The following is an 11,330-nucleotide window of genomic DNA, read 5'->3' on the forward strand; positions in this document are numbered from 1 at the left end:
GGGGACGAGTCCGCATTGCGCTGGGCCTTCCGTTGTCGGCGACGTCACATTAACGTTAACGTGATCGTTCACAAACCTTGGATGTCCACCCGTCCGCCTGTCAAGAGCCGAAAAGAAAACGACCCGGCCGTCCGCGAGAGCGGACGACCGGGCCGCTGCCATGCCCGGAAGGGGCGGATCAGGTGCTGGCGGACAGCTCCAGATCCTTGACCTTCGGGTCGCCCTCGTCGGCCGTGTAGTCGGACGTGCGGGTCGCGTCCTTGCCGTCCGCGAGCTTGGCGGCCTTGAAGACCACGGTGCCGATGACCGCCACCGCGACGTTGACGGCGAGCGCCAGCATGCCGACGTACATCGTCATCTCGGTGTCGAGGCCGAGGTCGCTCAGCGGGTAGGCCGAGCCGCCGAAGTGCTCCTTGCCCTTCGCCGGGTTCGGGATGTCGTACAGCATCCACAGGCCCGCGGCCATGCCGCCGACCCAGCCGGCGATGAGGGCGCCGCGGTGGAACCAGCGCGTCATCAGGCCGAGCGCCACCGACGGCAGCGTCTGCAGGATGATGACCCCGCCGATGAGCTGCAGGTCGATGGAGAACTGCGGGTCGAGCGCGAGGATGCACGCCACCGCGCCGGCCTTGACGATCAGCGACACCAGCTTGCTGACCGTGGCCTCCTCCTTCGCGTCCGCGTCGCGGCGGATGTACTCCTTCCAGATGTTGCGGGTGAACAGGTTGGCCGCCGCGATCGACATGATCGCCGCCGGGACGAGCGCGCCGATGCCGATGGCGGCGAACGCCACGCCGGCGAACCAGTCCGGGAACATGTGGTCGAACAGGACCGGGACGGCGGTGTTGCCGTCCGGCTTGCCGTCGGTGGTGATCGGCTTGACCCCCGCCGCGATGGCCATGTAGCCGAGCAGCGCGATGAGGCCGAGCACGAAGCTGTAGGCGGGCAGCGCCGCCATGTTCCGCTTGATCACATTGCGGTTCTTGCCGGCCAGCACGCCGGTGACGCTGTGCGGGTAGAGGAACAGCGCCATCGCCGAGCCGAGCGCCAGCATCGCGTAGTTCAGCTGGCCGCTGCCGGCGATCGTGATGCCGTCGCCCGGCGCGGGCGTCTTGTCGAACTTGGCCTTGGCCGCGTCGAAGACGTCCCCCCACCCGCCGAGCTTGGCCGGGATGTACAGCACCGCGACGATGATGACCAGGTAGATCAGGGCGTCCTTGACGAAGGCGATCAGCGCGGGCGCGCGCAGCCCGGACTGGTAGGTGTAGGCCGCGAGGATCACGAACGCGATGATGAGCGGCCAGTGCCCGTTCACGCCCATCGTCTTCAGCACGGCCTCGATGCCGACGAGCTGCAGCGCGATGTAGGGCATCGTGGCGACGATGCCGGTGATCGCGATCAGCAGGGCCAGCGTCGGCGAGCCGAACCGGGCCCGGACGAAGTCGGCGGGCGTGACGAAGCCGTGCACGTGCGACACCGACCAGAGCCTGATCAGGAACAGGAACACCAGCGGGTAGACGATGATCGTGTACGGGACGGCGAAGAAGCCCGCCGCGCCCGCGCCGAACACCAGGGCCGGGACGGCGACGAAGGTGTAGGCGGTGTAGAGGTCGCCGCCGATCAGGAACCAGGTGACCCAGCTGCCGAAGTTGCGGCCGCCGAGCCCCCACTCGTCCAGGCTGTGCATGGTGTCGGGCCGCCGCCACCGGGCGGCGACGAAGCCCATCCCGCTGACCAGCAGGAAGAGCAGCACGAACACGATCATCTCGGTGCGGTGGTCGCTGGACATCGCTCAGCCCCTCTTCTTGGTCATCTGGTAGACGACGACCGTGCAGGCGACGCCGAGGGGGATGAAGGCGAGCTGGATCCAGTAGAAGGCCGGGAAGCCGGCGAGCCGGGGCCCGTCGCTGTTGAAGAGGAACGTCAGCAGCGGCACCACGACCGGCAGGACCAGCAGCCAGTTCCAGGCGCTCCGGTCGGAGCGGCCGCCCTCCGCCGGCGCCGGGTCCGGCGGGGGCTGGTCCGGTGGGGGCGGTGCCGGGGCCGGTTCCTTCGATTCGTCGGGAGTCATGGGGGTCCTCCTCTTCGGGACCGTGCACGGTCCGCCCGGATCGCGGGACGCGGCCGTGCCGGGGATGACGGCCGGGTGAGCCTACACACCGGGCGATCACAGCGGGATCTCGGCCGCGGCACGACTTGGATGGATCGTTCCACCCTGGGAACGGCCAGGTCATGGCCCATTCAACGGCCGGTCAGGGGCCGGTCAGGCGGGTCCGCTCCGCGGCGGTCCCCGGCTCCTGCCGGCACGTCCCCGTGGTAGCCTCGCCGCATGCGAACCGTAGCCCGCCGGTGGTGGTGGCGCCGCTGAGGCGGCGCCGGTTCGTGCATGTCCAGACCAGGCGACCGCCCTCACCGGCGGTCGTTTTTCCGTGTCTGCCGCATGGTGAGGGCCCGACATGAGGGGCCACCGCGTGGAGACCGTCTCACGCAAGCCGCTGACCAGCGAGTTCGTCACGGCCGGGGGCGTACGGGTGACCCGTACGGCGACCCCGGTCGACCCCGAGCGCAAGTCCGATGTGCTGAACGCCCTCGTGGCCGCCGTGGGGGAGCGGCGCGGCGGCGTGCTCAGCTCCGGGATGGAGTATCCGGGCCGTTACAGCCGCTGGCACATGGCCTACGCCGACCCCTGCCTGGAGATCGTCGCCCGCGGCCGGACGGTCGCCGTCCATCCGCTGAACGAGCGCGGCCGGGTCGTCCTGCCCGCCCTGGCCGGGGTGCTGCGCGGCACCGGTGAGGTGCGGGCCGACGAACCCGGCCTGTTCGAGGTGTTCGTCCCGGCGGCGGAGGGCTTGTTCGCCGAGGAGGAGCGCAGCCGGCAGCCGACCGTCTTCACCGCGCTGCGCGCCGTCGTCGACCTGTTCCGCTGCGACGACCCGCACCTCGGCCTGTACGGCGCCTTCGGCTACGACCTGTCGCTGCAGTTCGAGCCGCTGCGGACCCGGCTGGAGCGGGCGGACGACCAGCGCGACCTCGTCCTGCACCTCGCCGACGAGATGGTCGTCGTCGACCGCAAGCGCGAGGCCTCGCACCGGATCTCCTACGACTTCGAGGTGGCCGGCACGAGCACCGCCGGGCTGCCGCGCGACACCGGGGCGACGCCCGTCCGGCCGCGGGCCGGGTTGCCCGCCCAGCCCGTTCCCGGCGTGTACGCGCAGATGGTGCGGGACGCCAAGGACAAGTTCGTCCGGGGCGACCTGTTCGAGGTCACTCCGGGGCACGCGATGTACGGGCGCTGCGACGCCCCCGCCGCGTTCTTCGAGCGGCTCCGGGAGACGAACCCGGCGCCGTACGAGTTCCTGTTCAACCTGGGCGAGGGCGAGTTCCTGGCAGGCGCCTCGCCCGAGATGTTCGTCCGGGTCAGCGGCGACCGCGTCGAGACGTGCCCGATCGCCGGGACGATCAAGCGCGGCGGCGACGCGCTGGAGGACGCCGAGCAGATCCGCGCGATCCTGTCGTCGGCGAAGGACGAGTCCGAGCTGACCATGTGCACCGACGTGGACCGCAACGACAAGTCCCGGATCTGCGTGCCCGGCAGCGTCCGCGTCCTCGGCCGCCGGCAGATCGAGATGTACTCCCGGCTGATCCACACCGTCGACCACATCGAGGGCCGGCTGCGGCCCGGCTTCGACGCCCTCGACGCGTTCCTCACCCACATGTGGGCGGTGACCGTGACCGGCGCGCCGAAGGCGTGGGCGATGCAGTTCATCGAGGACCACGAGGAGTCGCCCCGCCGCTGGTACGGGGGCGCGGTCGGCTTCGTCGGCTTCGACGGCTCGATGAACACCGGCCTCACGCTGCGGACCGCGCAGATCCGCGACGGCGTGGCGACCGTCCGGGCCGGGGCCACGCTGCTCTACGACTCCGACCCCGACGAGGAGGAGCGCGAGACCCATCTCAAGGCGAGCGCGCTGCTGAGCGCGCTGGCCGCCGTGGAGAAGGGCGCCGGGGCCGCCGCGTCCGAGGAGGCGCCGCTGCCCGCCCAGCCGGGGGACGGCCTCACGGTGCTGCTCGTCGACCACGAGGACTCGTTCGTCAACACCCTCGCCGACTACTTCCGCCAGCAGGGCGCCTCCGTGGTCACCCTGCGGCACGGCTTCCCGGTGCGGATGCTGGACGAGCACGCGCCGGACCTCGTGGTGCTGTCGCCGGGCCCCGGGCGTCCCGACGACTTCGGCACCCGCGCGCTCCTGGACGAGCTGGACGCGCGGAACCTGCCGGTCTTCGGTGTCTGCCTCGGCCTGCAGGCGATGGTGGAGCACGCGGGGGGCGAGCTGACGCTGCTGCCCGAGCCGTCGCACGGCAAGCCCGGCCAGGTGAAGGTCACCGAGGGCGGGATGTTCGGGGGCCTTCCGGACGAGTTCACCGCGGCCCGCTACCACTCGCTGCACACCACGCCCGACCGCGTGAAGGGGTTCCGGGTGACGGCGCTGACCGGGGACGTCGTGATGGCGGTCGAGGATCAGGGGCGGCGGCGCTGGGCCGTCCAGTTCCATCCGGAGTCGATCCTCACCGCGGCGGGCGGGGCGGGGCACCGGATCGTGGCCAACGTCCTGCGGCTGTGCCGGCCCTGACCACCGGCCCCCACCACCGATCCCCACCACCGGCACTGACCGGCGGGCCCTTCCTGGAGCGGAGCCGCCTCTAGTTCCGAAGCACTAGAGGCGGGCGCCCGGAAATGGTCCCGAGGTTCCTGTCGCGGTCCGGGCGGCGGCGGAAGACTTGGGTCCGGCCACACCGCGCCGTCCTTCCGCCGGCACGGGGTGATCGCCGTTATCCCGCGGGGGAGGGCGGCCCGTCCGCCCTCCCCCGTACATAACGGACGTTTCGGGTTATCCGAAACGAATTGGTGGTTTCTTGGCGTCCAGCGGGGGGACGCCGGGAGCCATGATGACAATCCTGTGGCTCATCGCGGTGATCCTGGTGATCGCCGGAATCTATGTGATCCTCGCCCGGCGCGACCTGATCTGGGGCATCGTGCTCATCGTCGTCGGACTCCTCGTCGGGCCCGGCGGGGTGAGCATCTTCACCTGACCGGAAACCGGCCGGCTCTGGGGGAAACCCTGACGTGAACCGTCAGGTTTCGGTGCCAGCATCGTCCCCATGAGCCGTGCACTGACAGGAAAGACCGCACTGGTCGCGGGCGCGACGCGCGGGGCGGGGCGAGGGATCGCCGCCGAACTCGGCGCCGCGGGGGCGACCGTGTACGTGACGGGACGGTCCACCCGGGCCCAGCGCTCGGAGATGGACCGTCCCGAGACCATCGAGGAGACCGCCGAGCTGGTCACGGCCGCGGGCGGCGAGGGCATCGCCGTCCAGGTCGACCACCTCGAACCGGACCAGGTCGCCGCGCTCGTGCGGCGCATCGACGCCGAGCGCGGCCGGCTGGACGTCCTCGTCAACGACGTCTGGGGCGGCGACCGCCTCTTCGAGTTCGGCAGGAAGCTGTGGGAGCAGTCCCTTGAGGACGGCCTCCACATGCTCAGGCTGGCCATCGACACCCACGCCGTCACCAGCCACCACGCCCTGCCGCTGCTGATCCGCGAGCCCGGCGGCCTCGTCGTCGAGGTCACCGACGGCACCGCCGAGTACAACGCGGCCTACCGCGCGGACGTCGGGTTCTTCTACGACCTCGCCAAGAGCGCAGTCATCCGGATGGCGCTCGCCCAGTCCGTGGAGATCGCGCCCTACGGGGCGACGGCGGTCTCCCTCACGCCGGGCTGGCTGCGCTCGGAGAACATGCTCGACATCTACGGCGTCACCGAGGACACCTGGCGCGAGGCCACCGGGAAGGTCCCGCACTTCGCGATCTCCGAGTCGCCGGCGTACGTCGGACGCGCCGTGGCCGCCCTCGCCGCCGACCCCGACCGGGCCCGCTGGAACGGCGCGTCCCTGTCCAGCGGCGGGCTGGCCCAGGTCTACGGGTTCACCGACGCCGACGGCAGCCGTCCCGACTGCTGGCGCTACATCGTCGAGGTGCAGGACGAGGGCCGTCCCGCCGACGTCACCGGCTACCGCTGACGCCCGCCTCCGGGCGGTACAGCTCCGCGAGCCGGGCGGCGCCGGCGGCCATCCGCTCCCGCAGCTCCGGCGGGGCGAGCACCTCGGCCTCCGCGCCGAGCCGCATCAGCTCCGACGCCGCGACGGCCATCGACTCGACCGGGAGGGTGGTCACCACCCGGCCGCGGCCGTCGGGCTCGCCGGCGTTCTCGGCCGCCTGCCTCGCCGCGTGCGGTTCGACGGCGTACCGCAGAGCCCGCATGCCGGCGGGGGACAGGCGCACCGTGGCCTCCTCCCGCAGCATCGAGCGCAGGAACGCGGCGGCCTGCTCGCGCCAGTGCGCCGCCAGGTCGAAGTCCTCGTCCCGCTGGAAGACCTCGCCGGTCGGCCGGACGGCGGTGACGCGGTCCACCCGGTAGGTGCGGGGACGGCCGCCGACCCGCGCGACCAGGTACCAGACGCCGCTCTTCAGGACGAGCCCGTACGGTTCGGCCGTCCGGGCGACCTCGGAGTCCTTGCGGCGGTAGCGCAGCTCGACGGTCTCGTCCTCCCAGACGGCGCGGGCGAGGTCGCGCAGCAGCGCCGGCGGGCCGGTCTCGCCGAACCAGCCGGGGGCGTCCAGATGGAAGCGCCGGCCGGCGCGCGCGGGGGCGTCCCGCAGCGACGCGGGGAGCGCGGCGAGGACCTTCAGCTCGGCGGCCGCGAGCGCGCCGGCGCGTCCCATGTCCCCGGCCGGGCCGGGCAGCCCGGACAGGAACAGCGCCTCGGCCTCCTCGCGGGTGAGGCCGGTCAGCCGCGTCCGGTACCCGCCGACCAGGCGGTAGCCGCCGCCGCGCCCCTGGTCGGCGTAGACGGGGACGCCGGCCGCCGACAGCGCCTCCATGTCCCGGTAGACGGTGCGCTCCGAGACCTCCAGCTCGCGCGCCAGTTCGCCCGCCGTCATGGTCTCCCTCGACTGGAGGAGGAGGACCGCAGAGATCAACCGAGCCGCTCGCATCGCTCCATCCTGCCGAACGCCGGGTGTTTTTGACAATTTCGTGGGAGGTTCGCCGCATTTTTCTGTCATGGCAGGTCGGGAGGCTGTTAGCTTCGCGGCGTGCCTACCGACAACACCACCATCGCCGCGTTCATCGACGCACTCCCGAAGGTCGAGCTCCACGTCCACCTCGTGGGCTCCGCCTCCGTCCCCACCGTCCTCGAACTCGCCCGCCGCCACCCGGACGGGCCGGTCCCCGCGGACGAGCGCGACCTGCGCGCCTTCTACGAGTTCCGCGACTTCCCGCACTTCGCCGAGGTGTACGAGTCCGTCTCCAGCCTCGTCCGGACCCCGGAGGACGTCGGGACGCTCGTCCTCGGCGTCGCCCGCGACCTCGCCGCGCAGAACGTCCGGTACGTCGAGCTGACCGTCACCCCCTTCACCCACCAGCGGGCCGGGATGCCGATGCCCGCGGTCACCGAGGCGCTCGACCACGCGGTCCGCGAGGCCCGCGACCGGCTCGGCATCCGCGTCGCCTACATCTTCGACATCCCCGGCGAGTTCGGCGCCGAGGGCGCCCGCGGCACCCTCGCCCACGCCCTGGAGCACCCGCCGGAGGCGCTCGTCGGGTTCGGCATCGGCGGCATCGAGCAGATGCGCCCGCCGCACCGGGACGCGTTCCGCGACGCGTTCGCCGCCGCCCGCGCCGCCGGGCTGCGCAGCCTCCCGCACGCGGGGGAGATGACCGGCCCGGAGACGATCTGGGAGGCCATCGAGGGGCTGCGCGCCGAGCGCATCGGCCACGGCGTCAGCTGCGTGCAGGACCCGCGCCTCATCGCGCACCTGCGGGAGACGCAGCTGCCGCTGGAGGTGTGCCCGACGTCCAACGTGTGCACCGGCCAGGTCGCGGGCCTCGCCGACCACCCGATGCCGCGGATGCTGGAGGAGGGCCTGTTCGTCACCCTCAACAGCGACGACCCGCCGATGTTCAACACCACGCTCACCGGCGAGTACCGCGTCGCCGCCGAGGCGTTCGGGCTCGGCCGCGCCGAGCTGGCGTCGCTGGCCCGCAACGCCGTCATCGCCTCGTCCCTGGACGAGGAGGGCCGCAAAGCGATCATCGCCGACATCGACGCCCTCGGCTGAGAACCGCCGGCCCGGGCCGCCGGCCCCGGGCCGTCAGCCCCAGGCCATGCGCCGCCACGGGCTCTCGGGGTCCTCGGCCAGGATGCGGTGGCCGGCGAGGGACCGGTCGTACCATTCGCCGAACCCGCCCTCGTCGAACCGCAGCATCCGGCCGAGGACGTACCCCGCGGAGAACGACCCCCACGACGGATACACCTGGTGGGCGCGGTGCCCCGCCGTGAGGACGCACTTCTCGGCCTCCTCGGCGTCGCAGTACCCGGCGTTCAGGCCCCAGCGGGCCATGTTCACCGCGCGCCCGAAGTCGTAGCCGTAGACGCTCTCGACCAGGCCGTCCGGCGGGAGCAGGCCGTCCGCCCGGAACCGCGACTCGTACCGCAGCACCAGGCCGGACAGCTCCACGACCTCCTGGACGGTCTCCTCGGAGATGTCGCGCTCGCGGCACCAGGCGACGATCGCCTCCCGCCACGCCCGCTCGCCGGTGCCCCGGCCGCGCCGGTCGAGCACCATCTGGATCGCGGGGTCGCTGTTCCGGGCGTCGAGGAGCCCGTCCATCTGCTTGCGCCAGCCCTCGGCGTCGGTGATGCCCCAGTCGCGCTCCAGCAGCACCCGGTCGTCGCCGCCGCTCTCGTCGTGGTCGGCGAGGGTGTTCCAGGCGACCCCGTTGCCGACGGCCAGGTGCGCGCCGACGGCCAGGGCCGCGGCGAGCCGTCCCCACGCGGCGGTGCCCGGGTCGGTGACGAGGACGTCGTGGTCGCGGTCCGGCCGCCGCTCGGCGTCCGCGAGCAGCTTGGCGACCTGCCGGTACTCCTCGCTCCCCGGCGGTATCCGCGCCAGCAGCTCGCGCAGCGGCTGGAGCGCGCCGCGCGGGCCCGCGTCCTTCACGATGAGCCGCGCCGCGTGCAGGCCGGCGGCCCCGGCGCGCTTGTGGTCGTGCAGCGAACCGAACCCCGACATCGCCGCCCAGGCGCGCCGGGCGGCCTCGCCCGTCCGTCCCGCCGCCGCCAGCACGTGCGCCGCCTGCGCGTCCAGGCCCGCCCGGACCTCGCCCGGCAGGGACGCGGCGCCGCGGTCCAGCACGTCGAGGACGCGCTGCGCCTCACCGGTGCTCCCCGCCGCGGCGAGCGCCCGCGCGAACCGGGCGCGGACCGCGACGGCCGGCGTCCAGTCGCCGCGCGCCTCCATCGCCTCGGCGGCCTCGGCGTAGGCGGCCGCGGCCTCCCCGGCCCGGCCCTGCCGCTCGTACTTGCGGGCGCGGTCCAGCAAGGCGCCGGTCTCGGCCTGAATCGTCATCGAACCCTCCAGGGTGAACCGTACCGGTCCCGCGGCCGGGTCACGGAAGGCCGGTGATCTCCACCCGGGTGTCGTGGAACACGGGCCCGCCGCCGAGGTCGGTGTCGCGCTCGTCCACGACGGCGTTGGCGTTCGCGCCGCCCGCGAGCTTGGCCCAGTGGCCCTTCGTGGTCGCCGCGACGCCCGGCCGCACCTGGTCGGTGATCTTCAGCACGGCCTCGAACGCGCCCCGGTCGTTGCCGACCCGGACCCGCTGCCCGTCGCTCAGCCCCCGCGCCTTCGCGTCGTCGCCGTGCAGCCGGACGGTGAGGCCGCCGGACCGCCGCCGCAGCTCCGGATTGTTGGCGAACTGCGTGTTGAGGAACTCGTGCGACGCCGCCGAGATCAAGGCGAGGGGGAAGCGCCGGGCCCGCTCCTCGTCGGCGACCTCCACCGGCGGGACGTACCCGGCGAGCCCGGCGCCCTCCGAGCGGAACTCGAACCGCCCGGACGGGGTCGGGAACCCCTCGGCGTACGGCAGGAACGGGTCCGGGAGCGACATCCGCACGAACCCCTCCTTGCGGAGCCTGTCGAGCGTGATCCCGGCCATCCACGGATGGTCCGACGCGAGGAGCTGCTCGGCGAGGCTCTCGTCGGAGTCGTAGAGCGCCGGCTCGTCCAGGCCCATCCGGCGGGCGAGCCGCCGGAACGTCTCCGTCGTCGGCAGGCACTCGCCCGGCGGCGCCACCGCCGGCTCGTTCCACGTCAGGTACAGGTGCCCGTACCCCTCGTGCAGGTCGGCGTGCTCGTGCTGCGCCGTCGCGGGCAGCACGATGTCGGCGTAATCGACGGTGTCGGTGGGGAACTGCTCCATCACCACCGTGAACAGGTCGTCCCGGGCCAGCCCCCGGCGGACCTTGTTCTGGTGGGGCGTGCTACCCGCCGGGTTGGCCGCGATCACGAACAGGGCCTTGACCGGCGGGTCCTGGACGTCCAGGAGCCCCTCGCCGAGGCGGGTCATCGACAGCGTCCGCACCGGGCCGCGGCGCAGATCGTCCCGCCACAGCGCGGCCTTGTTCAGCCTCACGTGCCCGGACGTGGAGAACGCGACACCGCCGCCCCGCCGCGCCCAGTCGCCCGTCACCGCCGGGATGCCGGCGATCACCCGCAGCGCCGACCCGCCGCCCGAGTGCCGCTGGAGCCCCTGCGTCGCCCGGATCGCGGTCGGGCGCGTCCGGGCGATCCGCTCCCCGAGCGCGACGATCCGCTCCACCGGAACCCCGGTGATCTCCGCGGCCCGCTCGGGCGGGAACTCCGCGATCCGCCCCCGGAACTCCTCCCACCCCAGCGTGTGCCGTGCCAGGTAGCCCTCGTCCTGCGCCCCGAGGCCCACGATGACGTTGAGCAGCCCGAGCGCCAGGGCGGCATCCGTCCCGGGCAGCGGCGCCAGATGCTCGTCGGCCTGCTGCGCCGTCCGCGTCCGCACCGGGTCGATCGCGACCAGGTGAGCCCCGGCCTTCCGCGCCTCCTGCACGAACTTCCACACGTGATGGCCGCTGGTCAGCGGGTTCGTCCCCCACAAGAGGACCAGTCCGGCGTGCGCGAGGTCCTCCGGGTCCATGCCGCCCGGGGACCCGACGGCCTCGGCCATCCCGGCGTTGCCCGCCGCCGAGCAGATGTTGGCGTAGTGCGCCGACGCGCCCAGCACGTTGAAGAAGCGCCGCCCCGAGTTCCCCTCAAGGCCCTGCAGGTAGCCGAGCGTGCCCGTCCCCCAGTACGGCCAGACCGCCTCGCCGCCGTGCTCGCGGACGATCCCCTCCAGCCGCGCGGCGATCTCGTCGAGCGCCTCGTCCCACCCGATCCGCTCGAACCGCCCCTCGCC

The 11,330-nt window shown here is 73.0% G+C and carries 9 protein-coding genes; 4 read left to right on the top strand and 5 right to left on the bottom strand.

The window, feature by feature from the left end:
- Nucleotides 1–178: 178 nt before the first annotated feature.
- Both mctP and E1293_RS38235 read right to left on the bottom strand, forming a co-directional pair.
- Nucleotides 179–1,789, bottom strand: a complete 1,611-nt coding sequence (gene mctP / locus E1293_RS38230) for a monocarboxylate uptake permease MctP (protein WP_132203540.1) — start codon at nucleotides 1,787–1,789, stop codon at nucleotides 179–181.
- Between the two features lie 3 nt (nucleotides 1,790–1,792).
- Nucleotides 1,793–2,071 carry a DUF3311 domain-containing protein gene (locus E1293_RS38235; protein WP_132203542.1) on the bottom strand — a complete coding sequence of 93 codons (279 nt, stop codon included), beginning with the start codon at nucleotides 2,069–2,071 and terminating at the stop codon, nucleotides 1,793–1,795.
- A gap of 400 nt (nucleotides 2,072–2,471) precedes the next feature.
- Here E1293_RS38235 and E1293_RS38240 point away from each other — a divergent pair, with 400 nt between their 5' ends.
- The 3 genes from E1293_RS38240 (at nucleotide 2,472) to E1293_RS38245 (ending at nucleotide 6,078) form a co-directional block, all read left to right on the top strand.
- Nucleotides 2,472–4,631 carry an anthranilate synthase component I gene (locus E1293_RS38240; RefSeq protein ID WP_243717191.1) on the top strand — a complete coding sequence of 720 codons (2,160 nt, stop codon included), beginning with the start codon at nucleotides 2,472–2,474 and terminating at the stop codon, nucleotides 4,629–4,631.
- Between the two features lie 313 nt (nucleotides 4,632–4,944).
- Nucleotides 4,945–5,091 (top strand): GPGG-motif small membrane protein, encoded by a 147-nt coding sequence (locus tag E1293_RS48030; RefSeq protein WP_165978571.1) that lies wholly within the window; start codon nucleotides 4,945–4,947, stop codon nucleotides 5,089–5,091.
- Nucleotides 5,092–5,160: 69 nt separating this feature from the next.
- A complete protein-coding gene (locus E1293_RS38245) occupies nucleotides 5,161–6,078 on the top strand; it encodes an SDR family oxidoreductase (protein WP_132203546.1) in 918 nt (305 codons plus the stop codon).
- Here E1293_RS38245 and E1293_RS38250 read toward each other — a convergent pair.
- On the bottom strand, nucleotides 6,062–7,054 hold the full coding sequence (locus E1293_RS38250; RefSeq protein ID WP_132203548.1) for a helix-turn-helix transcriptional regulator: 993 nt from the start codon (nucleotides 7,052–7,054) through the stop codon (nucleotides 6,062–6,064). The two genes, E1293_RS38245 and E1293_RS38250, sit on opposite strands and share 17 nt — an antisense overlap.
- Nucleotides 7,055–7,153: 99 nt before the next feature.
- On the opposite strand from E1293_RS38250, the gene add reads away from it, so the two are divergent.
- The gene (gene add, locus E1293_RS38255) at nucleotides 7,154–8,179 is read left to right on the top strand and encodes an adenosine deaminase (RefSeq protein WP_207939335.1); all 1,026 of its coding nucleotides are present in this window, start codon (nucleotides 7,154–7,156) and stop codon (nucleotides 8,177–8,179) included.
- Between the two features lie 33 nt (nucleotides 8,180–8,212).
- Here the strand turns inward: add and E1293_RS38260 are convergent, their stop codons facing one another.
- Complete coding sequence (locus E1293_RS38260; RefSeq protein WP_132203550.1) at nucleotides 8,213–9,469, bottom strand: DUF1266 domain-containing protein; 1,257 nt, start codon at nucleotides 9,467–9,469, stop codon at nucleotides 8,213–8,215.
- Between the two features lie 40 nt (nucleotides 9,470–9,509).
- Nucleotides 9,510–11,330 (bottom strand): molybdopterin-containing oxidoreductase family protein (locus E1293_RS38265; RefSeq protein WP_132203552.1); only part of this gene is annotated, 1,821 nt, incomplete at its 5' end.

It is taken from the genome of Actinomadura darangshiensis, from assembly GCF_004349235.1.
Classification (GTDB): Bacteria; Actinomycetota; Actinomycetes; order Streptosporangiales; family Streptosporangiaceae; genus Spirillospora; species Spirillospora darangshiensis.

Excerpts from the sequence above, each read along its gene's own strand:
- E1293_RS48030 (WP_165978571.1), top strand. The coding sequence starts at position 4,945 with ATGATGACAATCCTGTGGCTCATCGCGGTGATCCTGGTGATCGCCGGA.
- E1293_RS38245 (WP_132203546.1), top strand. The coding sequence starts at position 5,161 with ATGAGCCGTGCACTGACAGGAAAGACCGCACTGGTCGCGGGCGCGACG.
- E1293_RS38250 (WP_132203548.1), bottom strand. The coding sequence starts at position 7,054 with ATGCGAGCGGCTCGGTTGATCTCTGCGGTCCTCCTCCTCCAGTCGAGG.
- E1293_RS38260 (WP_132203550.1), bottom strand. The coding sequence starts at position 9,469 with ATGACGATTCAGGCCGAGACCGGCGCCTTGCTGGACCGCGCCCGCAAG.
- mctP (WP_132203540.1), bottom strand. The coding sequence starts at position 1,789 with ATGTCCAGCGACCACCGCACCGAGATGATCGTGTTCGTGCTGCTCTTC.
- E1293_RS38235 (WP_132203542.1), bottom strand. The coding sequence starts at position 2,071 with ATGACTCCCGACGAATCGAAGGAACCGGCCCCGGCACCGCCCCCACCG.